The sequence below is a fragment of the Bartonella harrusi genome (genome assembly GCF_024297065.1).
Taxonomy (GTDB): domain Bacteria; phylum Pseudomonadota; class Alphaproteobacteria; order Rhizobiales; family Rhizobiaceae; genus Bartonella; species Bartonella harrusi.
Window position 1 is genome coordinate 1953408 of the sequence record NZ_CP101114.1, and the last position, 25452, is coordinate 1978859.

26 protein-coding genes and 3 pseudogenes are annotated in these 25452 nt (G+C 35.8%); 28 read left to right on the forward strand and 1 reads right to left on the reverse strand.

The genetic code is table 11. From position 1 onward, the window contains the following. Nucleotides 1–54 precede the first annotated feature (54 nt). Nucleotides 55–1350 carry a ubiquinone biosynthesis hydroxylase gene (locus NMK50_RS09210; RefSeq protein ID WP_374112176.1) on the forward strand — a complete coding sequence of 432 codons (1296 nt, stop codon included), beginning with the start codon at nt 55–57 and terminating at the stop codon, nt 1348–1350. 982 nt (nt 1351–2332) lie between these two features. Here NMK50_RS09210 and NMK50_RS09215 read toward each other — a convergent pair. Beyond that, nucleotides 2333–2620, reverse strand: a complete 288-nt coding sequence (locus tag NMK50_RS09215) for an H-NS histone family protein (protein ID WP_254770202.1) — start codon at nt 2618–2620, stop codon at nt 2333–2335. Nucleotides 2621–3361: 741 nt separating this feature from the next. On the opposite strand from NMK50_RS09215, the gene NMK50_RS09220 reads away from it, so the two are divergent. The 27 genes and pseudogenes from NMK50_RS09220 to NMK50_RS09350 form a co-directional block, all read left to right on the forward strand. Next, nucleotides 3362–4018: a lysozyme family protein gene (locus tag NMK50_RS09220; RefSeq protein WP_254770203.1), complete on the forward strand. Its 657-nt coding sequence runs from the start codon at nt 3362–3364 to the stop codon at nt 4016–4018. Between the two features lie 129 nt (nt 4019–4147). After that, on the forward strand, nt 4148–4447 hold the full coding sequence (gene korA, locus NMK50_RS09225; RefSeq protein WP_254770204.1) for a KorA family transcriptional regulator: 300 nt from the start codon (nt 4148–4150) through the stop codon (nt 4445–4447). Next, nucleotides 4410–4727, forward strand: coding sequence for a VirB2 family type IV secretion system major pilin TrwL (gene trwL / locus NMK50_RS09230; RefSeq protein ID WP_254770205.1), 318 nt, complete (start codon nt 4410–4412; stop codon nt 4725–4727). The genes korA and trwL (NMK50_RS09230) overlap by 38 nt, the downstream gene beginning before the upstream one ends. A gap of 155 nt (nt 4728–4882) precedes the next feature. Beyond that, complete coding sequence (gene trwL / locus NMK50_RS09235; RefSeq protein WP_254770206.1) at nt 4883–5203, forward strand: VirB2 family type IV secretion system major pilin TrwL; 321 nt, start codon at nt 4883–4885, stop codon at nt 5201–5203. 138 nt (nt 5204–5341) lie between these two features. Further along, a complete protein-coding gene (gene trwL / locus NMK50_RS09240) occupies nt 5342–5659 on the forward strand; it encodes a VirB2 family type IV secretion system major pilin TrwL (RefSeq protein ID WP_254770207.1) in 318 nt (105 codons plus the stop codon). 91 nt (nt 5660–5750) lie between these two features. Continuing rightward, nucleotides 5751–6062, forward strand: a complete 312-nt coding sequence (gene trwL / locus NMK50_RS09245) for a VirB2 family type IV secretion system major pilin TrwL (protein ID WP_254770208.1) — start codon at nt 5751–5753, stop codon at nt 6060–6062. Between the two features lie 137 nt (nt 6063–6199). Next, a complete protein-coding gene (locus NMK50_RS10660; RefSeq protein WP_254771235.1) occupies nt 6200–6511 on the forward strand; it encodes a conjugal transfer protein in 312 nt (103 codons plus the stop codon). A gap of 12 nt (nt 6512–6523) precedes the next feature. Continuing rightward, nucleotides 6524–6832 carry a VirB3 family type IV secretion system protein gene (locus tag NMK50_RS09255; protein ID WP_254770209.1) on the forward strand — a complete coding sequence of 103 codons (309 nt, stop codon included), beginning with the start codon at nt 6524–6526 and terminating at the stop codon, nt 6830–6832. A gap of 2 nt (nt 6833–6834) precedes the next feature. Continuing rightward, nucleotides 6835–9305 (forward strand): annotated as a pseudogene (locus NMK50_RS09260) (VirB4 family type IV secretion/conjugal transfer ATPase). Further along, the gene (locus NMK50_RS09265) at nt 9302–10048 is read left to right on the forward strand and encodes a TrbJ/VirB5 family protein (protein ID WP_254770210.1); all 747 of its coding nucleotides are present in this window, start codon (nt 9302–9304) and stop codon (nt 10046–10048) included. Before NMK50_RS09260 ends, NMK50_RS09265 begins: the two are co-directional and overlap by 4 nt. 236 nt (nt 10049–10284) lie before the next feature. Continuing rightward, entirely contained in the window at nt 10285–11169 is an 885-nt protein-coding gene (locus NMK50_RS09270) for a TrbL/VirB6 family protein (protein ID WP_254770211.1), read from the forward strand. A 162-nt stretch (nt 11170–11331) separates the two neighbouring features. Then, nucleotides 11332–11463, forward strand: coding sequence for a TrwH protein (locus tag NMK50_RS09275; RefSeq protein ID WP_254770212.1), 132 nt, complete (start codon nt 11332–11334; stop codon nt 11461–11463). Between the two features lie 8 nt (nt 11464–11471). Then, nucleotides 11472–12275, forward strand: a complete 804-nt coding sequence (locus NMK50_RS09280; RefSeq protein WP_254770213.1) for a TrbJ/VirB5 family protein — start codon at nt 11472–11474, stop codon at nt 12273–12275. Between the two features lie 236 nt (nt 12276–12511). Continuing rightward, a complete protein-coding gene (locus NMK50_RS09285) occupies nt 12512–13396 on the forward strand; it encodes a TrbL/VirB6 family protein (protein WP_254770211.1) in 885 nt (294 codons plus the stop codon). Between the two features lie 162 nt (nt 13397–13558). Further along, nucleotides 13559–13690 (forward strand): TrwH protein, encoded by a 132-nt coding sequence (locus NMK50_RS09290; RefSeq protein WP_254770212.1) that lies wholly within the window; start codon nt 13559–13561, stop codon nt 13688–13690. 8 nt (nt 13691–13698) lie between these two features. Beyond that, nucleotides 13699–14472 (forward strand): TrbJ/VirB5 family protein, encoded by a 774-nt coding sequence (locus NMK50_RS09295; protein ID WP_254770214.1) that lies wholly within the window; start codon nt 13699–13701, stop codon nt 14470–14472. A gap of 1060 nt (nt 14473–15532) precedes the next feature. Further along, nucleotides 15533–15727 carry a hypothetical protein gene (locus NMK50_RS09300; RefSeq protein ID WP_254770215.1) on the forward strand — a complete coding sequence of 65 codons (195 nt, stop codon included), beginning with the start codon at nt 15533–15535 and terminating at the stop codon, nt 15725–15727. 243 nt (nt 15728–15970) lie between these two features. After that, nucleotides 15971–16838, forward strand: a pseudogene (locus NMK50_RS10665) (TrbL/VirB6 family protein). A gap of 165 nt (nt 16839–17003) precedes the next feature. After that, entirely contained in the window at nt 17004–17147 is a 144-nt protein-coding gene (locus NMK50_RS09310) for a TrwH protein (RefSeq protein WP_254770216.1), read from the forward strand. Nucleotides 17148–17311: 164 nt separating this feature from the next. After that, nucleotides 17312–18169 (forward strand): TrbJ/VirB5 family protein, encoded by an 858-nt coding sequence (locus NMK50_RS09315; protein WP_254770217.1) that lies wholly within the window; start codon nt 17312–17314, stop codon nt 18167–18169. A gap of 226 nt (nt 18170–18395) precedes the next feature. Continuing rightward, nucleotides 18396–19256, forward strand: a complete 861-nt coding sequence (locus tag NMK50_RS09320; RefSeq protein ID WP_254770218.1) for a TrbL/VirB6 family protein — start codon at nt 18396–18398, stop codon at nt 19254–19256. 163 nt (nt 19257–19419) lie between these two features. Next, entirely contained in the window at nt 19420–19563 is a 144-nt protein-coding gene (locus NMK50_RS09325) for a TrwH protein (protein WP_254770219.1), read from the forward strand. Then, nucleotides 19560–20258, forward strand: a complete 699-nt coding sequence (locus tag NMK50_RS09330) for a VirB8 family type IV secretion system protein (RefSeq protein WP_254770220.1) — start codon at nt 19560–19562, stop codon at nt 20256–20258. The genes NMK50_RS09325 and NMK50_RS09330 overlap by 4 nt, the downstream gene beginning before the upstream one ends. A gap of 13 nt (nt 20259–20271) precedes the next feature. Next, the gene (virB9, locus tag NMK50_RS09335; RefSeq protein WP_254770221.1) at nt 20272–21078 is read left to right on the forward strand and encodes a P-type conjugative transfer protein VirB9; all 807 of its coding nucleotides are present in this window, start codon (nt 20272–20274) and stop codon (nt 21076–21078) included. After that, a complete protein-coding gene (gene virB10 / locus NMK50_RS09340; RefSeq protein WP_254770222.1) occupies nt 21078–22265 on the forward strand; it encodes a type IV secretion system protein VirB10 in 1188 nt (395 codons plus the stop codon). The genes virB9 and virB10 overlap by 1 nt, the downstream gene beginning before the upstream one ends. After that, nucleotides 22240–23301, forward strand: a complete 1062-nt coding sequence (gene virB11 / locus NMK50_RS09345; protein ID WP_254770223.1) for a P-type DNA transfer ATPase VirB11 — start codon at nt 22240–22242, stop codon at nt 23299–23301. Before virB10 ends, virB11 begins: the two co-directional genes overlap by 26 nt. A 1328-nt stretch (nt 23302–24629) precedes the next feature. Further along, a pseudogene (locus NMK50_RS09350) lies at nt 24630–25320 on the forward strand (integrase); the annotation flags it as partial. Nucleotides 25321–25452: the final 132 nt, after the last annotated feature.

The window sequence follows — 25452 nt, forward strand, 5'->3', positions numbered from 1 at the left end:
GTAAAAGTAAATGAAAGAAAATTATCCCCTTTAAGAACAATTAAACGACAAACAATGGAACAAAATATTGTGCACCCTAATCTCAATAAAAATGAAAAAGCGAATAGAACGATAAAACCCAATAAAAATATAAAACAATGCGATATTCTCATTGCTGGTGGTGCCGCTGTTGGTCTCACTTTAGCAATAGCACTCAAACAATCCACTCCTGAACTGAAAATTAATATTGTTGACGCTGCTCCTCAAGAAGATATCCCCACTGCCAATATACGAACCATCGCCCTTGCTGCTGCTTCTATTCGTATGTTAAAACAATTGCAATGTTGGGAACATATAGAACCCTACGCTCAACCCATTCATTCAATGATCATCACAGATGCATGCGCAGCTGACCCTGTCAAACCAACGCTTTTAACCTTTGAAGGCGATATTACCCCTAATGAACCTTTTGCCACTATGATAGAACAAAGAGAGCTTATCAACGCTTTGAAAAAGCGTATAAAGGATCTCGATATCACTGTCATTGCAAATATGCGTGTCGTTGATTTTCATCAAGAAGATCAACATACAACGGTCACTTTAAACAATGAAGACACTTGGCAAACGAAATTGCTTATTGCCGCTGACGGAGCACATTCAAAATTACGTGAAAAAGCAGGACTTAAAAACTTTTCTCACCGCTATAAACAAACAGCCATCATCTGCACGATTAAACATGAAAAGCCCCATCATGGACAAGCAACGCAACATTTCTTACCTTCAGGACCCTTTGCTCTTCTCCCTCTCAAAGGCAACCGATCTGCCATTGTATGGAATGAACACCATAAAACTGCGCAATATTACCTCAAAGCTGACGCTGTTATTTTTGAAACAGAACTCGAAAAACGCATTGGTCACCGGTTTGGCAAACTCTCTTGGAATGGAGAGCGTCAAGCTTTTCCCTTAAACCTTTCTTTAACACGGCACTGTATTAAATCTCGTTTTGCTCTCGTTGGTGATGCTGCCCACACAATCCACCCTCTTGCAGGACAAGGACTCAATTTAGGACTACGCGATAGTGCCGCACTTGCCGAAGTTATTATCGAAACAGCACGATTAGGCCTCGATATTGGATCCCTTACAGCTCTAGAACGTTATCAAAGCTGGAGGCGCTTTGAAACTGTACGTATGGCTTTAAGCAATGACTGGCTTAATAGACTCTTTTCTAATGACAATCTTTTCTTGCGTATGCTTCGTGATACTGGTCTTGGAATTGTCAACCAAACACCAAAGTTAAAAAAATATTTCATTCAAGAAGCTTCCGGCCTCACCCCTAATGCCCCACGTCTCTTGCATGGACTCTCACTTTAAGAAAAATGAATAAAAGCCATACTGTTTCACTTTTTACAATCAGTGAAAATAGAGACTCTTTTTCATCAAAATGGGTCCTTTGCTTATTTTTAAAAACCAAAGTTTTAGAAAACCCCCATAACCCCCATAGACGACTTTAGGAAAATCTATACATAATTGTACAAAAAGTTACCTACATTCTTTCATCACAATTTTCCATAAACGACACATGCAACAGCACAGCTCCCACACAATAAAAGAAAACAGACAAACACCAAAAAATTGCACCATCTTTTTATTTTCAACGTGTTTTTTAATTTCATTTATACGAATAATGAAATTTGCTAACCAACACTTCACAATGTTCACAAAATTATATTAAGACAAATATGAGCCATAAAAAAATAAAATGTGATACTTTAATGTACATAATTTTAGAAGAAAAACCAGACTTAAACTTATAAAAATAACAGACTCATGACAAAGTAGTATTCAAAAACAGAAGTCCCCATATCCAACAATATATTTATACAGAACAGTCATTGATCAATTTTGCATAGAGAGTTAAACTCTTTACTACAATAAGATTCATCTATCTCAATCCTTTTATGACAATGCAAGAAAAACCATTTGCTTTCTCATGATGAGAGGAAACAATATATAAAAAACACTTTAAGATAAAGAATAAATAGTTCTCATAGATCATCTGAATACGAAAGCAGATGCAATTTTAAGTCCGCAAAAAGAATAAAAGCACGGTTATCATGGTAATATACTCTTTGCATTTGAGTAAATTTGTATGTTTTTATTGCTTTATTTGATTACGCAGCATCTTAACACGTCATCCTTTAAATATAGCGATTATCTAAAAAAGCACACTGTTTAAGTTGATATCTTTTGCTATTCTTCTACTTTGCAAATATTGCCTATGTAAATGCCTCAGCCCCCACAGCCCATTGAAATTAACCAAAGAGCGAGAAAGACTATTCCGAAAGAATATGTGTCATGTTACTTCTAATTCCTCAAGTGTATATCCATTCTCCAACCATTCTTTAATCCACTTAGGTCTACGCCCACGCCCATTCCACAATTCCCATTGGTTATTGGGATTTCTATAGTAACGTTCTTTATTCACAAGATCAGCGATGTTAATTCCATGTGCACTAGCGATTTCAAGAATTTTTCGCCGTGCATTTTGCTTTTCTTTTGCTTGCCGTTTTTTTAATTCCACCTCAATTTGGGTACGCATCTCTTGTAGTTCATCAAAATTCATATTTTTAAGATTATTCACCTTATCACTCCCCTTGCAAAAAAAGAATTTCACTTTGCCATATTTTTAACACAATTATAGACGATTTTTGTCTATTTGTTATCGAAATTTAAATTACGATAAATATATCACTTAACGGAGATGTGTTTTGAACCACGAAGAATTATTTATTTGTGTCTCAGCTCTCACAACCATATCCTTTTCCAGTTTGACTACTGAAATTGGTGAGTGGAACGTGCAAACCCAATCACACCTCTCCGACTCTTACGAACCAGTAGTCGAAAGTGAATATAAATCGCCATTTTATAAACTATGGCAACACACAATAAAGGGCAAGTCCTCTGCCTGTAATGATAATACGATTTATCCTAACAAGCAGGGCTTTTTTTACATACATCGCTTTACTCCTTCATATTATTATTCCTCAAAAAGTTTTAAACAATCAGGAAATACTGCAAAATTAGCCTCAATAATTCCCCCAAAAGGGTTATTGTTTTGGCAAAAGCTCTCTTTCGGTAAACAGAATAACCGTAATGCTTTCTGGTGGAATGTGTACAACTTTACATCACAAATTTATATCATGAATTGGATATTATCTTGTATTAAAAATCTTCTCAAAAGAAGTAAGATTTACAGTTACAAAGCGTATTTTAAACTAAACAATTTCACTTCGCAAATCTATACAAATATGATGTGGCAACAATCAGAAAAGTCACATGGAATTCACATCAATAAGATTTTGTATCATCGGGTGTGCTGCTTATGACTCTTCAAAATTTCATGACACTTGCTGCTGTGTGCGCATCTACTGTACATCCCCCAACATTTTTAACTGTTGCTATGCAAGAATCTAAAGATGACATTCGTGCAATAAATATGCGTGATCATTATACATTATCCTATAAATTCTCTACATTGAAAGAAGCGATCAAAACATCTGAATGCCTTGAACAAAATAGGCATAATTTTGACATAAATTGGGGACAATTTAATGTTCGAAATTTGAAATGGCTTGGTGTTTCTTTCTCTGATGTCTTTTATCCATGCAAAGATCTTAAAGTTGTACGAACTGCTTTAACGCATAGCTATGAGCAGAAAACATCAAAGTACAATTCTGAACGAACTGAATTACAATCCGTGATCAATTTTTATAACTTGGAAAATTTCAGAAGTGGCTTTACTGGTACTTATATCCCAAAAACTGCCTTCTATGTCGAAGGAGAAGCTTCGGTACTTATAAGTGAAGAATCGCAAGAATCTGCAAAGCTTCATACAAGGAAGCAAGAGCAGCATATTAACACAGATGCACTTCCTCCTCCCTCAGAAGAATTAGCAGATGTATTTACACATAAAGCAAGCGGTGTGCGTGATGCTTTTGTAGAAGAAGGTCTTTCTTCATTAGAAAGGCAACAGGAGTAACACAGTCATCGCATTTATGAATTAGGACTATAATTTTGATAAGATATAGTAATGAAAGGTAGATAAAGGGATATTAAAGCTCTAAATTGGAAGATTATATGAAATTTTTTCTAATTGAGGGCACAAATAATGAAAATGATAGAGCAAAACAGTGTTGATATCGCATTCAGTCAAAAGGCAGCACGTGAGATTACAATTGTGATGCGTTCAGAAAGAGAGTGGTATTTCACATTTGTTGCAGATGATCCGATAACCGGAAAACCAAATAAGTATACGCTTCTTACACAAAGAGGGAAATTAAGAACTTGGGCTGATCCAAAATATCTCTTTAAATTTCTTCATGAAAGAGGTGTTTTTTATGGTAATTTTGAACTTAATCAGGACGAAAAACATGAAACAAACAAATACTCTTCTAACAATAGTTCGTAATAGAAGCATTGCGACTGCCGCGGCTGTCACTGTATTTTTGATGGTACATCCTTTATATGCTCAAGCCCAAAATTTAAATAATGCAAAAACAGTTCTAGAAAAGTTCCAAGAAGAATTGGGTAAAATTATCCCTGTTGCTGCCGCTGTCATCCTTTTGTGCTTAGCAATTGGCTATGCAGGACGCTATATTGAAAAAGATACATTTGTACGATGGGCAATTGGTGTGGTCATCGCTGGTTCTGCAGCCGAAATTGCTAATATGTTATTCAAAGTAGCATAATGAAAATAAATCATAAAGTTGTGTGCTATGGAATACTCTTTTTATTCAAAAAATAAAGATTTCAATGATTTTTTCCATGTCAATATAAACTATTACTTATAACAAGAAACAAAAAGCTATTTGCGCTAACAACACTCTAAATAAAGGCAAATAATATGAAACAGTTAAATACTCTTCAAACAGCAATAAGTAAGAGATCTAACGCAATTGTTGCGGCAACAAGTGCGTTTTTTATAACACATTCTGCGCATGCCCAAGCAGCGGGTTTAAACAATGCAAAAAAAGCTCTGGATGAATTCAAGAAGCAATTAGATATAATTATTCCTATTGGTGCTGCTGTTATACTGTTATGCTTAGCAATTGGCTATGCGGGACGCTATATTGAAAAAGATACATTTGTACGATGGGCAATTGGCGTTGTTATCGCAGGTTCAGCAGTTGAAATTGCTAAGTTGTTATTTACGGGTGCTGCATAAATTTATTGAAACAAGAAAGGTTCTTTTCATGCAAAGAAGCGCTTGAAGATTCGTGACTTCATGCATATCAAGAGGAGTTTTTCTTCTCTTACAGAGAAGATTATTTTCATGTCAACATAATCTATTAGGTTAAACAATATGAAACGATTACTGAATTTCCAATTAAAGAGTAATGATATAACAAACATAATTGCTGCAACTATAACTGTATTTTTTATAAGCAATCCTGTATATGCTCAACAAGCAACTCTAGACAAAGCACAAAAAGCTTTAGAAGCTCTAAAAAAAGATCTCATTGATAAAATTATTCCTCTTGCTGCTGCTGTTATCCTTTTATGTTTAGCAATTGGTTATGCAGGGCGCTATATCGAAAAAGATACATTTGTACGATGGGCAATTGGCGTTGTCATCGCTGGTTCAGCAGCTGAAATTGCCACGATGTTGTTTAAGTCATAGTGTGTTTATTGCAATAAATAATAATACAAAATGTGAAAAATTACCGATAGTTTCACTTGCGTTGAGAATATAAGATCCTTAAGAGTAAAACATGAAACAGTTCAATAATTTTCAATTAAAAAATAGCAACAGATTTGTTGTAATCTTCGCGTCTATAACGGTATTTTGTATGTCTCACCCTGCATATGCAGAGCTAAAAAATGCTAAGAATGCTTTAGAAAAACTAAAGGCTGAACTCATTGATAAAATTATTCCTCTTGCTGCTGCTGTTATTCTTTTATGTTTAGCAATTGGCTATGCAGGGCGCTATATCGAAAAAGATACATTTGTACGATGGGCGATTGGTGTCATCATTGCTGGTTCAGCAACCCAAATTGCTACCCTGTTGTTTACAGGTAAGTGAAGCCAATTATGAAATTGGCACGATGCATGATATTTTAAAAAACATATCAATTGGTTTAGATGTGTTTTTAAAATTCTGCTTATATTACAAAGGGGATATTACTTATGGCGATTTCAGTCATAATAAGGATAAAAAATATGGAACAATTAAATATTCTTCAAGCAAAAATGAGCAAAAGGATTCATACTCTTGTTATAATACCAATAATGCTTTTAATGACTCAAGTTGCATATAGTCAAACAAAAAACAGGTCCATAGATATTTTTATAGGTATGCAATATGGGTTAAGTATGGTTATTCCCATTGTTGGTGCTGTTCTTCTTTTATTACTGTTACTTATTTATTTGTTTCGCATCATCTCAAAAGCTACGTTCATACGATGGTCATTCAGTGTTATCATGGCAAGCGCAGCGTTTTATATTAGCAGTCTCTTGTTTTACATCAACTAACCGGAGCAACGCATGAAACTGAAAAAACATGAAGCATTTCCTTTATTTAAGGGCGCAACCCGTGTTCCAACAATTTGGGGTGTGCCCATGATGCCACTTATTGTTATGGTTACAGGTGTCGCTACTGTTGCTATGACAGTAAATATCTTTTTGTGGTTAATTGCACCGCCGTTATGGTTCATTATGGTGCAAATTACCAAGAATGATGATAAAGCATTCCGTATCTGGTGGTTGTGGATTGATACCAAATTTCGCAACCGTAACAAAGACTTTTGGGGCGCCTCAAGTTACAGTCCCTCTAATTACCGCAAAAGGAGATAAATATGACCGCTGTTGAAAGCAGCAAGCGTCTCGCTTCAGAGACGCCAGTAAGTCTGTTCATACCCTATTCCCATCACATTACAGATACGATCATCTCTACGAAAAATGCAGAATATTTATCAATCTGGAAGATTGATGGACGTTCGCATCAAAGTGCTTCGGAGGAAGATATTTTTCAGTGGGTAAAAGAGCTCAACAATACTTTGCGCGGTATTGCATCAGCGAATTTGTCACTATGGACTCATATTGTACGCCGACGCGTTTACGAATATCCCGATTCAACCTTTGATCAAATGTTTTGCTATCAGCTTGATGAAAAATACCAGCAAAGCTTTACGGGTTATAATTTGATGGTCAATGATCTGTATTTGACTGTTGTTTTCCAACCGATAGCTGATAAAGTTATGTCATTTTTTTCCCAGCATGAACGTGAAACGCTTGATCAAAAAAGGATGCGGCAGGAAGCATGTATCAAAGCTCTCAATGATATTAACAACACCTTAGGTCAGTCACTAAAACGTTACGGAGCAGAACTTCTTGGTGCTTATAAAAAAATGGACGCGCTTACTCTTCAGCGCTCGAATTTCTCGCCATGCTTGTTAATGGCGAATACCGCCCTATGCCGGTCTGCTACGATCGTTTTGCCGACTACATGTCTATCAATCGACCTTTTTTCTCAAAATGGGGAGCTCTTGGTGAATTGCGTACCGCCAGTGGAATGCGCCGATTTGGTATGGTGGAAATTAAGGAATATGATATAACGACGAGACCAGGTCAACTGAATGTTTTGCTGGAAAGTGATTTCGAATTCGTGTTAACCCAAAGTTTTTCTGTGCTCTCACGACATGCTGCCAAGGATTATTTACAGCGGCATCAGCGTAATCTTATCGATGCACGAGATGTAGCAACGAGCCAAATTGAGCAAATTGACGAAGCACTGAATCAGCTTGTCAGTGGACATTTTGTTATGGGTGAGCATCATTGTACATTAACCATCTATGGTGACACAGTTCAACAAGTTCGTGACCATATGGCAAAAGCAAGTGCCGCCTTGTTAGACGTTGCCGTACTACCCAAACCTGTCGATTTAGCCATAGAGGCTGGTTATTGGGCACAACTTCCAGCAAATTGGAAATGGCGGCCACGTCCTGCGCCGATTACATCACTAAACTTTCTGTCATTCTCATCCTTTCACAATTTTATGTCGGGTAAACCGACGGGAAACCCATGGGGACCAGCAGTTACAATTCTTAAAACAACAAGTAAAACACCGCTTTATTTCAATTTTCATGCCTCCACACTTGAAGAAGATTCAACAGACAAACGGTTGCTTGGAAATACCGCACTCATTGGGCAATCTGGTTCTGGTAAAACTGTTCTTCTTGGATTTCTGTTAGCACAAGCACAAAAATTCAAACCAACGACTGTTGTTTTTGATAAAGATCGTGGCATGGAAATTGCTATCCGAGCGATGGGAGGTCGATATCTATCATTTAAAGCTGGTAAAGCAAGCGGTTTCAACCCATTTCAACTTCCCCCCACACAAGATAATCTGATTTTTCTCAAACAATTTGTTAAAAAATTAGCAGAAGCTGGTGGTGAAGTCACACACCACGATGAAGAGGAAATTAACCAAGCTGTCACATCTATTATGAGCAATAACATCGATAGATCGCTGCGTCGTTTGTCTTTTTTGATACAGTTCTTACCAAATCCGCATCAGAGCGATTATAAAGCACATCCATCAGTACACGCTCGCTTAATAAAATGGTGTGAAGGCGGTGATTATGGATGGTTATTTGATAATCCCAATGATGCGCTTGATCTCTCGACACATCAAATTTACGGTTTTGATATTACCGAATTCTTAGATAATCCAGAAACCCGTACCCCAGTTATGATGTATTTGCTTTACCGCACGGAAGGAATGATTAGCGGGCAGCGATTTATGTATATCTTCGATGAGTTTTGGAAACCTTTACAAGATCCGTATTTTGAAGATTTGGCAAAAAACAAACAAAAGACGATCCGTAAACAAAATGGTATTTTTGTTTACGCAACACAAGAACCTGGTGATGCCCTAGAAAGTAATATCGCCAAAACGCTTATTCAGCAGTGTGCAACTTACATTTTTCTAGCCAATCCCAAAGCAAATTATGAAGATTATACAGAAGGCTTTAAACTGACAGATGCTGAATTTGAATTGATCAAAGGACTTGGTGAGTTTAGTCGGCAGTTTCTCATCAAGCAGGGTGACCAATCTGCACTTGCAGAGCTAAATCTCGGCAAATTCCACGTAAAAATTGATGGAAAAACCATTACGCGTGACTTTAGTGACGAGCTTTTGGTGTTATCAGGTACCCCTGACAACGCAGAGTTGGCCGAAAACATTATCGCTAAAGTAGGCGATGACCCGGCAGTATGGTTGCCAATTTTTTTACAACATATAAAAACTGATCGAAGGGGAACATGAAAAAAATAATTCTTACAGTAATGATAGTAGTAATTTTTGGAACTTCAAATTCTACAGCAGAACTTTATTGGTTTAGAAAAAATGCATATCTGGATAATAATAAAACGGGTAATAGTAGAACAGTAATGCTTAATATAAAACCAGTACGTCTTATGAATCTTGTTGATTTAACAAAACAAGAGCCTCCACTGAATAAAGAGCAGCTTGAACAAACAAAAAAAACAAATCAATTTATAACAGGTAATCGGAATTTTGCCGCTGAAAATTTTAAGACTATGCAAACAGATTTAGGCAGCTTTTTTCTTAAAGATCCACAATTAATCTACAAGATAAATAACCATCCAACTATATCCGCATCACTCAAAGGTATTTTGCAAGAAGAAGAAATATCTACAACTGTTCGTGAATCGCGCAACTCTATCAAAAAACGCACCCAATATGCAGCAGTTATTGATAAAGCTGTAAGTTTACAAACTTTTCAGGAAACAGAAAATCGTTTTAAGCAAATCTCTGGACTCCTAAAAAAAATAAATGCAACAACTGACTTAAAAGACATTGCAGAACTACAGGCACACATAAAAGGAATGCTCGCCATGATCCAAAACGAAGCAACAAAATTACAGATGGTTGCCTATTCACGCAATGCAGAACAAACTCTTATCAAGCAGCAAAAACAAAAACGTAACATGAAAATCTTAAACAGTGAAAATAAAGCAATGCCCACTATACGATTTATACGATAAACTATCTATAACAAACATTTATGCCATTGATCGTTTTTCATCTTAGAAATAAAGATTTCGCATAGTATCTAGTGGTCTCTTTAAAATTCTAGAGAACGCAAAAAAATTTAATCTACCTAAAAACGATTCCAAAGACAAATGCTTAGTTAAATGGATTGTATAAATACGAATAAACACACAGCATGCATCAATGTCCTAAGTGATGGAAAAACAGAAATTTGTTAAAGGGGAATATCATGGATTTTGTAATGTTCACGCAGCTTTTCAATAAAATTGATCAGGTAACAGCAACATACGTTACAGATATTTCATCAAAAGCAATCATTGCAATTACACCCATTGTGTCAATTGGGCTCACTATAGCTTTCATCACATATGGATGGCTCATCATCCGGGGCACTGTAGATATGCCCATCGTTGAATTTATTAACCATTGTTTGAGAGTGAGCATTATTACTTCAATTGCTCTCACTGCAGGGCTTTACCAAAATGAAATAGCCAATTTAATTACAAAAATGCCCAATGACTTGTTACATGCATTGATGCCCACCGCACCCCAAAATGCCGACTTTATCGAATTGATAAACAAAGTGGCCGAAAATGGGTTTAAGCGAGCAAGCGAAGCTTTCGAAGAAGCTGCTTTCTTAAATTCTGAGGGGCTTCTGTACGGTCTCTTCGGCATTCTCATCTTACTTGCAACAAGTTTCTTAGCCGCAATTGGCGGTGGATTCATTTTGTTAGCAAAAATCGCACTTATACTTCTCATCGGTCTTGGACCGTTCTTTATCATTGCCTTACTTTGGCAACCAACCTATCACTTTTTCGAACAATGGATCGCTCAGATCTTAAACTACACAGTTCTTATTACACTTTTGGCTACTGTATTTAAACTTATGATGAGCATCTTTGCAAATTACATGAATGATTTGCAATTTGATGGTCACCAGAATGTCAGTTATGCACTTGGTGGTGTTCTCATCTTATCTATTCTCTCCATTATGCTGTTGTTCAAACTATCAAGCATTGCGAGTGCCTTGGCAAGAGGTGTTACATTTGGACACCTCTGGAGATTAAATAGCGTAGGAAATAATGCTTTCCGTGACAGATATATAAGAAAATAACAAAAACCCCTATAACATAGTAACAAATACCTACGTTACAGTTAATATTTTCATGACTAAAAACAATCACAAAGCATACGTTTTATTTTATAATCAAAATTGAAATAAAGATAAAAAAGTGTTAGAGGTATATATTTAAATTAAAGAGAGGGGTATTATAAAATGAAAGTGATCAGTTTTATACTTTTGATTGCGAGTTTTTTATCCGCTTGCGGATTGGCTCCAAAACCAAAGCAACCCAATAATTGGAACCGTGTGCCTATTAACAAAACCCTCCCTGCCGAAACTCAGTGAGGTATAATATGAAAAAAATAATCACCACAATAACAGCAATAACAATGGTAGTAATTTCTGTAACTCCAAGTTTCGCAATATTTTTGTGGGGAGCAGGATCTGCAGATTTAAAAGCAGGAGTTCCTGCTTTGCCTGGTAGTTTTTTTAAGAAAAATTCTCCCCCCAAAAAAACACCTCCAAAACCTCCTATAGTTATACCGTCTCTTACACAAAAACTTCTTACAGAACTCATTGATTTAACAAAACAAAGACTTGAGCAAAATAAAGAGCAGCTTGAGCAAACAAAAAAAACAAATCAATTTATAACAGGTAATCGGAATTTTGCCGCTGAAAATTTTAAGACTATGCAAACAGATTTAGGCAGCTTTTTTCTTAAAGATCCACAATTAATCTACAAGATAAATAACCATCCAACTATATCCGCATCACTCAAAGGTATTTTGCAAGAAGAAGAAATACCTATAACTGTTCGTGAATCGCGCAACTCTATCAAAAAACGCACCCAATATGCAGCAGTTATTGATAAAGCTGTAAGTTTACAAACTTTTCAGGAAACAGAAAATCGTTTTAAGCAAATCTCTGGACTCCTAAAAAAAATAGATACAACAACTGACTTAAAAGGCATTGCAGAACTACAAGCAGGCATAAAAGGAATGCTCGCCATGATCAAAAATGAAGCAACAAAATTACAGATGGTTGCCTATTCACGCAATGCAGAACAAACTCTTATCAAGCAGCAAAAACAAAAACGTAACATGAAAATCTTAAACAGTGAAAATAAAGCAATGCCCACTATACGATTTATACGATAAACTATCTATAACAAACATTTATGCCATTGATCGTTTTTCATCTTAGAAATAAAGATTTCGCATAGTATCTAGTGGTCTCTTTAAAATTCTAGAGAACGCAAAAAAATTTAATCTACCTAAAAACGATTCCAAAGACAAATGCTTAGTTAAATGGATTGTATAAATACGAATAAACACACAGCATGCATCAATGTCCTAAGTGATGGAAAAACAGAAATTTGTTAAAGGGGAATATCATGGATTTTGTAATGTTCACGCAGCTTTTCAATAAAATTGATCAGGTAACAGCAACATACGTTACAGATATTTCATCAAAAGCAATCATTGCAATTACACCCATTGTGTCAATTGGGCTCACTATAGCTTTCATCACATATGGATGGCTCATCATCCGGGGCACTGTAGATATGCCCATCGTTGAATTTATTAACCATTGTTTGAGAGTGAGCATTATTACTTCAATTGCTCTCACTGCAGGGCTTTACCAAAATGAAATAGCCAATTTAATTACAAAAATGCCCAATGACTTGTTACATGCATTGATGCCCACCGCACCCCAAAATGCCGACTTTATCGAATTGATAAACAAAGTGGCCGAAAATGGGTTTAAGCGAGCAAGCGAAGCTTTCGAAGAAGCTGCTTTCTTAAATTCTGAGGGGCTTCTGTACGGTCTCTTCGGCATTCTCATCTTACTTGCAACAAGTTTCTTAGCCGCAATTGGCGGTGGATTCATTTTGTTAGCAAAAATCGCACTTATACTTCTCATCGGTCTTGGACCGTTCTTTATCATTGCCTTACTTTGGCAACCAACCTATCACTTTTTCGAACAATGGATCGCTCAGATCTTAAACTACACAGTTCTTATTACACTTTTGGCTACTGTATTTAAACTTATGATGAGCATCTTTGCAAATTACATGAATGATTTGCAATTTGATGGTCACCAGAATGTCAGTTATGCACTTGGTGGTGTTCTCATCTTATCTATTCTCTCCATTATGCTGTTGTTCAAACTATCAAGCATTGCGAGTGCCTTGGCAAGAGGTGTTACATTTGGACACCTCTGGAGATTAAATAGCGTAGGAAATAATGCTTTCCGTGACAGATATATAAGAAAATAACAAAAACCCCTATAACATAGTAACAAATACCTACGTTACAGTTAATATTTTCATGACTAAAAACAATCACAAAGCATACGTTTTATTTTATAATCAAAATTGAAATAAAGATAAAAAAGTGTTAGAGGTATATATTTAAATTAAAGAGAGGGGTATTATAAAATGAAAGTGATCAGTTTTATACTTTTGATTGCGAGTTTTTTATCCGCTTGCGGATTGGCTCCAAAACCAAAGCAACCCAATAATTGGAACCGTGTGCCTATTAACAAAACCCTCCCTGCCGAAACTCAGTGAGGTATAATATGAAAAAAATAATCACCACAATAACAGCAATAACAATGGTAGTAATTTCTGTAACTCCAAGTTTAACGCAAACACGTTATTTCCCTAATTTTTTTTATTGGTTTAGCTCCCCAAAGAAACCAACACCTCCAACTCCCCCAAAACCTCCTATAGTTAAGCCGTCTCCTATACCAAAACTTCTTACAGAACTCATTGATTTAACAAAACAAAAACTTGAGCAAAATAAAGAGCAGCTTGAACAAACAAAAAAAACAAATCAATTTATAACAGGTAATCGGAATTTTACCGCTGAAAATTTTAAGACTATGCAAACAGATTTAGGCAGCTTTTTTCTTAAAGATCCACAATTAATCTACAAGATAAATAACCATCCAACGACATCCGTATCATTCAAAGATATTTTGCAAGAAGAAGAAATATCTACAACTGTTCGTGAGTCGCGCAACTCTATCAAAAAACGCATTCAGAATGCAGCAGTTATTGATAAAGCTGTAAGTTTACAAACTTTTCAGGAAACAGAAAATCGTTTTAAGCAAATCTCTGGACTCGTAGAAAAAATAAATGCAACAGCTGACTTAAAAGGCATTGCAGAACTACAAGCACGCATAAAAGGAATTCTAGCCATGATCGAAAACGAAACAACAAAATTGCAGATGGTCGCCCATTCACGCGATGCAGAACAAACTCTTATCAAGCAGCAAAAACAAAAACGTAACATGAAAATCTTAAACAGTGAAAATAAAGCAATGCCCACTATACGATTTACACGATAAAAACTTCACAGCAACTCATTTATTGTATTTCACTGTAGGTTCTTTTAATAACTGTACTCAGTCTTATGACAAGACGATCATACGCACTGCGTTAATCTATAAATAGTTAACAGAAAGTATAAACGACATGTGCAAAAACGCAAATTATATACACTTAGAAAGAAGATTTTACCCTTTCCAATACTTTCATCGTGCTATTTCTAAACTATACTTCAAGTATATTAACTGGAAAAATACGTCATATTTTAACACTTCTAAATTACATAGAATAGGAAATACTTTCTCTCTCACTAATCAGATAATCAAAATCCAACCACTTATAAGATATTATTGATATAGAAAATAAAAACGATTAAAAATTACATAATTTATAATCAAAATTGAAATTATAGTAGAGATATGTTAGGGTATCTAACATGACTAAAAGAGAAAAGAAACATAAAAAAACTATTATTTCAGTAGCAATAACAATCATTTCTGAAATACAGAGCACAAATTTTATGGTTTATAGATCGGGAAGATCCGATTCTTATGAAAATTCTTGCTCTCAGGAAAATTCTTAGAAATCAGAGAAGAACAACTCTCCTTCTCTAAAAGATGTAATGCGATAGGCAAAACAAAAGATACTCTTGTTTCTTTAGCAAAAGAACAGCTTGAAATAGTAAAAAACAACTTAAAGACTATAAACAAAACATACCATTCTATAACGCGTTCTCGTCAATTTTATATTATGCAAACAAAAAATGCAGATACTCTTTATTTTAAAAATCCACACTCCATCTAAATAAAGATAGGTTTGATATAAAAAGCTCTTCAATAAATTCGCATGTTTCTAAAATAGAAAAAAGTGTAACGGCCCACTGGAGTAAAATCTTAACCTTTTTTCAATTCCTGTAGTACGTGCACTTATTGAAGACCGCAGCCAATATACAGCAGTTGTAGATAAAGCTTTGAGCTTGCAAATTTTTGATGAAGAAGAAAACCGTTTTATGTACATCAAAAAAAAGCCTTAATTGACACGGAACAGGCGCATGATATTAAAAAGATAAACGAATTAAATATGTATGTTGAAGGTACACTTGCAGTAATCCAAAATGAGATTACTAAATTGCAAATGGTTGCACTTTGGCGTGACACAGAACAAACACTGGTCCACCAGCAAAAATATAAACGCAATGCAAGAATTTCAAACCGTAACAACAAACAAATACCAACGGTAAAAGTACAATATATAAAAGCTACAAAAACAGAATAAGCTCTTTATAACAAGCTCATACCATAAATTTACTCTAATGAAAAATAAGTGTGTAATGCTTAGAGCAATCCCAACCAACTAAAAAAACATATAAAAATTTGATCGCCTTAAGTCCCAAAAATATTTTTTGTGAATAACATGAATGCAAAAAACAACACCATACACCAATATTTCAAAACAATGGAAAAGTGAAAATTCATGACAGAAAAGCACTCTGCACTTTAGAACATTTACACCACTTAAATTAATACAATAACAAATACATATATTACGGATATTTCATTAAAAATGATCGTTATAATGACACCTGTTGTCTCAATCGGTCTTAGTATTACTTTCATTGTATATAGATGGCTTATTATTCGCAGTACAATTGATTTATTCCCGGTGTAGTCGATATATCTATCTCTGACTTTTTAAGCCGTTGCTTACGGATAAGCATTATTCCCTCAAGGGCACTAACTTCGGGATTTTATCAGTAGAAATCGCAGATTTGATAATGAGCACATTTAGTACCTTATTATCTGCACTAACAACTTCATAAATCAACCATTCCCCAAATGATCACCACACTTGATATGACCGAACCGAAGATTTAAGCGAGCAAGCGAAGCTTTCGACGAAGCTGCTTTTTCTTAAATTCTGACGGCCTTCTTTACGGTCTCTTCGGCATTCTTATTTTGCTTGCAACAAGTTTCTTAGTAGCAATTGGTGGTGGACTCATTATGTTGGCAAAAATCACACTTTTGCTGCTTGCCGGTCTCGGTCCATTCTTTATCATTGCCTTGCTCTGGAAACCAACCTATCGTTTTTTCGAACAATGGATCGCTCAAATCTTAAACTATACAATACTCATAATACTCCTAGCCACCGTATTTAATCTGATGATGGGTATCTTTGCAAATTACATGAATGATCTGAAGCTCGATGGTCACCAGAATGTGGGTTACACACTTGGTGGTGTTCTCAGCTTATCTATTCTCTCCATTATGCTGTTGTTCAACCTATCAAATATTCAAGTGCTTTGGCAAAAAGCATCACATTTGGACATTTATGGAAGCTGCCTGCAGTAGGAAAGAACGCTTCTCGCAACAGATATATGAGAAAATAACAAAAAATCCTATAATGCAGTGAATAATTTCCGTGCTACAAACGTAATATTTCTGTAAATGAAAATAAAAGTTGATTTTATGCTATTTATTTAATAATCAAAATTGAAATAATGATAAAAAAATGTTAGGGGTCTATTTCACAGTCGAAAAAGAGGACTATTAAAGTGAAAATAATCATTTTTATAATTTTGATTGCGAGTCTTTTATCCGCTTGTGGATTAGCTCCAAAGCCAAAACAACCAAATAATTGGAACCGTATCCCTATTAACAAAACAATCCCTGCTGAAATTCAGCGAGGAGCAATATGACAAAAAAACAAACTAAACCAGTAAAAGCAGAAAAGCTTAACAGTTATTACGAAGAGAGCCGAGGCTGAAAACGTGAATTCATTAACGAATTTATAAGATCAGTACTAGCGCAGTAATGTAATTACCATTTCTTCTAGAATTATATAATAACAAAGGATAAAGCTATGAAAAAGCTGATTATTATAACAGCAATCAGTTTATTTTTTGAAACGCCCAGTCTAGCAATAGGAATAGGAGTTGGACTGCCAGACATAAGCCTCCTATGGAACAGTGGAAAAGAAAGTTCAACGTCAACGTCAATGTGGAAATGGAGTTCAGGAATAATACCTTCGTACAGCAATGGAGATAAAACAAAAAAAGCATCAGAAAAAAAACAACAAGCAGCCAGCGATCCTCTTCAAACCTTAATAAAACAACTGCTTGAAATAAATAAGAAGCAGTTCGAAAAAACTGAAAAAATACATGATGCTATAACAGGAACTCAAAAAATCAGCAAAAGGCAATACGATATACGACACGATAATAATGATATGTTACTTAAAAAACCAGAATTCATCTACGATAAAGATAAACAGACAGAAATTTCTGAAAATATTCCCAAAGTATTGACAGAACTTATACAAAAAGAAAATTATTTTGATATGTATGCTATAACTGATAGACGTGCATCTACAGATGCACGTAATTTTATCGATCAACGCATCCAATATGCAGCGCTCATTGATAAAATTATAACTTTGCAAACTTTTCAGAATGCAGAAAAGCGTTTTCATAAAATTGCAGAAATATCAACAAATATCGAGCAAACAGACAATCTAATGGATATCGCTAAATTGCAAATGCATATAAAAAGTTTGCTTACTGTGATCCAAAACGAAGCGACAAAATTGCAAATGGTCGCACATTCGCGCAATGTAGAACAAGCACTTATTAACCGACTAAAACGCAAGCGCAATACACAAATTCTTAGCAGTAAAAATACAGGAATGCCAATTATACCGCTACACCACAATAAATTATAATCAACATTTATACTTTCGTATCCTCTCTAATCATGAAAAAACACCATATAATACTCAAATGCCCTCCGATAACCCAAAGAAAAATATAAAAAATCTAACGCATTCTTCAAACATCTTGAAAAAATATTTGTAGCAAATTGTATAAATGTAAATGAAGCACATAACATATATCAATCGTCAATGCCCCAAATGATGGAAAGATAAAAATTCGTTAAAGAGGAATATCATGAACTTTACAATGTTCACGCAACTTTTCAATAAAATTGATCAGATAACAGCAACATACATTACAGGTATTTCATCACAAGCGATCATTACAATTACACCTATTGTGTCAATTGGTCTCACTATAGCTTTCATTATATATGGATGGCTCGTCATTCGTGGCACAGTGGATATGCCAGTCAGCGAATTTATCAACCGCTGCTTCAAAGCAAGTATTATTACTTCAATTGCTCTCACTACAGGACTTTACCAAAATGAAATAGCCAATTTAATTACAAAAATGCCCAATGACTTGTTATACGCATTGATGCCCACCACACCCCAAAATTCCGACTTTATCAAATTGATCGACAAAGTAGCTGAGAATGGATTCAAACGAGCAAGTGAAGCTTTCGAAGAAGCTGCTTTCTTGGATGCTGACGGATTACTGTATGGTCTCTTTGGTATCCTCATCTTATTTGCAACAAGCTCTCTAACGGCAATTGGCGGAGCATTCATTTTGCTGACTAAAATTGCACTTGTACTTCTTGTCGGTCTTGGCCCTTTCTTTATCATTAGCTTGCTCTGGCAACCAACCTATCGCTTTTTCGAACAATGGATCACTCAAATCTTAAGCTATACAATCCTTATAATACTCCTAGCTACTGTATTTAGTTTTATGATGAATATCTTTGCAATCTACATGAATGATCTGAAGTTTGATGGTAAGCAAAATGTCAGTTATGCACTTGGCGGTGCTCTCATCTTATCTATTCTCTCCATTATGCTGTTGTTCAAACTATCAAGCATTGCGAGTGCTTTGGCAAGAGGTGTTACATTTGAACACCTCTGGAAATTAAATAGAGTAAGTAGGAAGGGATAATCCCACAGCAACAACACCACCAAAATATCTCTATAAGAGAAATAAAATTAACAAAAGAAAAACTCTCTAAAGTTACATACTCTTTTTATTTTATAATCAAAATTGAAATAACGATAAAAAAATGCTAGAATTACATATTACATTTAAAAAAGATGGTGTTTAAATGAAGATAATCATTTTTACAATTTTGATTGAAATATTTTTATCCGCTTGTAGATTGGCTCCAAAGCCAAAGCAACCAAGTCAATGGAACCGCATCCCTATTAACAAAACAATTCCTGATGAAATTCAGCGAGGAGCAATATGACAAAAAAAGAAGCTAAACCAGTAAAAGCAGAAAAGCTTAACAGTTATTACGAAGAAAGCCGAGGATTGGAACGTGACCTTATTAATGAATTTATGAGGTCACGTAAGACAGCGTGGCGTGTAGCAGGTGTCGTTGGTATTTTTGGGTTGTTTGGCATGGTGTGTGGAGTTATTGGTTTTTCCCAACCAGCTCCAACGCCTTTAGTATTACGCGTTGATAACACAACTGGTGCGGTTGATGTGATTTCTGTGATGCGCGAACATGAGACAAGTTATGGTGAGGTTGTGGACAGATATTGGCTTAATCAATATGTGCTTAACCGTGAAACTTACGACTACGACACCGTTCAACTCAACTATGACACGACAGCACTTTTAAGCGCACCAACTGTTCAGCAGGAATTTTATAAGATCTACGAAGGTGAAAATGCGCGTGACAAAGTACTTTCCAATAAAGGGCGCATCACAGTTAAAGTAAGGTCAATCCAGCCAAATGGACGTGGCCAAGCAACAGTGCGTTTTACCACACAACAACATGACACGACCGGTACTATTGGACCAAAACAACATCAAATTGCGACAATTGGTTACACCTATGTTGGTGCACCAATGAAATCATCTGATCGATTGCTTAATCCTCTTGGTTTCCAAATAACAAGTTACCGTGCTGACTCGGAAATACTGTTGAACAATTAAGGGATTGATTATTATGAAAAAAATTGTGTTAATGACTCTATTGTCTTCACTTGTTTCTCTTTATACAGTACCCGCACAGGCACTCAAAACTCCATTTAATTCACAATATGATCATCGTATTCGTTATATCACTTATAATATAGCTGATGTCGTTCAAATTGAAACCGTTCTCGGCGTGGCAACACATATTATCCTTGAAGAAGGCGAACAATATATCACCCACGCTTTTGGTGACTCAGATGCCTATGCCTTTGCCCATAAAGGGCGGCATATTTTTATTAAACCCAAAGCAGAACTTGCCAATACAAACCTGATCGTTGTGACGGATAAACGTAGTTACAAATTTCGACTACAATTTCGCAATGACCGTGCTGGAGCGACTTATGAATTAGCTTTCCATTATCCTGAAGAAAATACCAAAAAATTAGAGGAACACAAGCAACACCTTGCTCTCGAACGTGCTTTTCATAAAAGTATGGCAGGTTATAATCTGAGCTACACCATGAGTGGTAATCAAGACATTGCCCCAATAAACGCTTGGGACAATGGACGTATTACCTATTTCAAATTTCCCGCCAACATGGATATGCCATCAATTTACGTAGTGGATGGCGAAGGTAACGAAAGTTTAATACCACGTACTGTTGTGGGCAATTCCAATGATATTATCGCTGTTCATAAGGTCAATCCTAAGTGGCTTATACGTCTTGGTAAACGCGCTTTAGCTGTTTTTAATGAAGCCTATGATCCCAATGGTATACCAAACACAACTGGAACAGTATCTTCGGCAGTTCATCGCATCAATAAAGGAGACAAATAATGTTCGATAATAAGAAAGGGGATGAGAACAACAAAGCTACAGAACTGGACTACCCCCAACAAAAACACATTGAAGGTGCGTATGGTAGCTCTGAATTAGGTACAGAACGCCGTCCAACAGTTCCTGGTGCACGTGCATTGTTAATGGTAGGACTCGTTGTCGTAGTGGCGGTACCAATTGCTTTAACTTGGAAAGCATTAAAAATGCGTAATGCTGTAGAAGTTGAAGAAGAAAAGCCTCAACAAACAGTGCAGCAAATTATCCCTAGCTATACTCCTCGAGCGATAGAAGAACCTAAGGTTGTCGAGGAGATAGAAAAACCAACAGAAACGGAGGCTTCAACAGAAGAACTTCCACAAACTTTGGCGAAACTTCTTCAAACAACGCTTCCGCAACAATTGCTCAAAGATTCTGAAGAATTAGCACGCAAGCGTATGTTCAGTTCAGGTCTTAACAATGGTGGTGGTAGCGAAGGTTCTGCAGAAAATTCAAAAAACAGTACATCTACAAATAATAGCAATAGTGGCCCATTATTCGACAATTTACAACAACCTGTACGATTAGATCAATCCCATGCAGTCCAACTTCATAACCGTGATCTTTTGATTACGCAGGGAACACAGATAGACTGTACATTAGAAACAAAAATCATCACATCACAACCGGGAATGACAACATGTCATTTAACGCGCGATGTTTATTCTACAAGCGGTCGTGTTGTTTTACTAGATCGTGGTTCTAAGGTCGTTGGTTTTTACCAAAGTGGCTTACAACAGGGACAATCACGTGTTTTTGTGCAATGGTCACGTATTGAAACGCCCTCTGGTGTTATCGTGAATCTTGACTCACCAGGCACAGGCCCTCTTGGTGAAGCAGGTATCGGTGGTTGGGTTGATAAACATTTTTGGGAACGATTCGGTGGTGCAATTATGGTGAGTATCATTGGTGATTTGGGAGAGTGGGTAAAAGGAAAAATTGGTCAAGATAATAAAGGAAAAACTGGTCAAGATAATAAAGAAAAAAAACAATCCCAAAGTGTGCAAAGTGCTGAATCGGTAGTAACCGATATTGTTCAAAACTCAATCAACATTGTCCCAACACTTTATAAAAACCAAGGTGAAAGAGTGAATATTTTTGTTGCTCGTGATCTGGATTTTAGTAATGTCTACAGCCTCGTTACACGCTAACTCAATACAGAAAGATCAAGCAGTTGCTCAACTCCTGCAACCACTTGATCATTTTTTAGAAGATACAAAAGTTACTGAATTATCAATCTGCCGCCCCTGTGAAGTGTGGACAAAAAGCTTCACAGGATGGCAGGTACATAGCGTACCAGAATTAACGGCTACTTTTTTACAGACACTTATCACAGCTCTTATCGTTTATAATGGTATGGCTCCTCAAAGCATTAATTATGTACGTTTACCCGGTGGACAACGCGGTACAATTATACAAACTCCAGCCATCATTGATGGTACACTGTCCTTTATGATTCGTAAGCATTCTTTCACCGTTAAGACGTTAGAAGAACTCAACGGAGAAGGCGTATTTGATGATTTTATCGATGTAAGTTTTAACAAGCCTTCGGAAGAAGAAGCACATAACCTGTTATCGAAACACGATTTTACACGATTGGAACCTTTTGAAGTGCAACTCCTAGGTCTCAAACGTGATAGAAATATTCTTGAATTTTTAGAAGAATGCGTCCTTCACAAACGCAATATCATCATTGCTGGAAAAACAGGATCGGGCAAAACGACATTTGCTCGCTCCTTAATTGAAAAAGTACCTGTAGAAGAACGCATTATCACGATTGAAGATGTTCATGAACTTTTTCTTCCTAATCATCCCAATCATGTGCATATGCTTTATGGTAGCGGTGCAGGTCGTGTTACAGCTGATGAGTGTCTAGATGCCTGTTTGCGTCAATCACCTGACCGTATTTTTCTTGCGGAACTTCGTGGCAATGAGGCATGGGAATATCTCAACTCGTTGAACACTGGGCACCCTGGATCAATTACAACAACGCATGCCAACAATGCTTTGCAGACATTCGAGCGGTGCGCTACATTGATCAAAAGATCAGAGGTTGGTCGTCAATTTGATATAGAAATGATAAAGATAGTGCTCTACACTACAGTGGATGTGGTGTTATTTTTCAAGGATAGAAAGCTCTCTGAAGTCTTTTATGATCCGATTTTTTCTAAATCGAAGATAGTTTAAGTAAGTATCTTTTCTGAAGAAAATTATGCAAATAATAACAGACGCAGCAATTTGTTGCGTCTTTTTTATAACTCTTTAAAATAAATTTTCTCTTCTACTTATTTTGCTCTGGTGAACCTTTCACGCTTTTATAACAAAGAAGAAATTGGCGATAAACAAACCTAAAGAAAACCAAACCAGACACAAAGTTTTATTGCATGCAATTTATTTCTTGTGATCATTTTTTCTTTATTCTTAAAAAAGATGTCTTTTACAGTAAAGAAAAGAAATCACTAGCAAAACACATATCTTAACAAAAGAAAAAATTCTTGATTCGCATATTAGTGAAAATTCTATGAAATATACACACTCGAAAAGTACAAACCATTGTTATTTTCTAAAGACAATAGATTACCATTCAAAAACTCTGTGCTTCATTTGCCATCCATCAATACATATGTTGTTCATCAAACAATTTTTATACAATCTGCCGATAAGCATAATTTAACGTATTAAATTTCTATTTAGCACAAACAAATCTCATATTCCAATTTTTGTAATGGAGGATATAAACAGCATAATATAGAGAGTTTCATTATCGTGTAGTAATAAATTTCAGCTCAACCTTCTTTGCACAAGAATTCATTCTTATAGCAAATCAAATTTGCATCTAAAAATATCTTGAAAACCAATTTTACAACAACTTGATTGAACGCATCCTCATTTTTGGTTTTTTTAGCATAATTTTGTAGTGTTGCAGACCATGCATAACATTGGAATAATTGTATATAAGCTTTTATGCTAACATCGACATGCCCCCCTGTTAAAAATGGCAAAAAATGACACAATAAAAGAAAAAAACGTTTTACATTATATTATCTTGAACAATAGCAACAACAAACAGTATTTCATTATATTGTCCAATAATTGCTAATAAAATTTCCACTTTCATATTGGCAAGTTACGAGATATTTTTGCTTCTAAAACAAATTTCTTGCACTTTTAAGCAAGCGACAAGAGAATTCCCTATACAACTACAAAAAGTTCTATTTTCCATGGATGAATAAAAAAAGAATGCGAAATTGTCACTCATAAAGATTCGCTAGGATTCAGCAACATTTCTATGATAGTTACATCCATTGCAATAGTATCAATTCCTTGCAACGTATTATATATAGGCAAGACATTATAGCGAGAATTTATCGTTTTGCATGTTGAATGAGAGACCCGAATATTCTACAGATTCTCTCATTTCAAACTTGCTTTATGTTGAATCAATCAAAACCATTCCCTTGCGCATCACAAGTAGGATTCTTGTGTGGATAAAAAACTCTAAAAAAAGGAGTAAAATACCTCTTATGAATCGTCTAAAGACCAAGAGCTGTCGCAACATTGGGTGGCGTTAAAGAGTATGATGGTGCCGGCTTGTGCCTCATAAGCGTAAAGATGATGGTACTCAATGGATTTTACGTCGTCGTGAAATGGGCTTAGGTGCCTTAAGAAAGGTTACTTTAAAAAAAAGCACGTGAATTGGCAACTGGGTGGCGTTCTGTTTTGCATGAAGTTCGTGCCCCATTAAAGAACGTGACAAACGAAAGTAAGGCAACGCGTAATCTCCATTACTTAAAAGATATTGCTGTAGATGCTTTTAAAAGTCGTAAAGCTGAATTAAAAAATGATAGTAAGGCTGGAGATTAGTTTTCACCTTTACAACTTCATATTTTGCCAAAATGAGGCTGTTTACCGGTTTCAGAGATTACGCAATACGCTTACCCCCATTTGACATACAAAAGCTGAAACCGCTAAAAAAGTACTAAATCGCCTTAATCTTTATCTTAAACATGCTGCTGCATTGGGATGAGATGTTGATTGACAAGCAACAGAAAAGCACGTGCTCTCTTAGGCAAACAACGCCATAAAACGCAAAATAAACCAGCAATGGATTGAAGAGATGTGCCGGCCTTTTATAAAACACTTTGCAAAACACCACCCCTAACACGACTAGCTTTGCGATTGCTTATTTTTACAGGTGTTCATACATATTAGGGTATATTTTTTATAATGTGACATTTCTTTTGCGCAAAAAAAGGGACCTTTTTAAAAGCGATCAGCACTATTTTTAATGCGCATACAAAAGCCAATAAGCTTTTAGAGATTAAACACTTCAAAAAG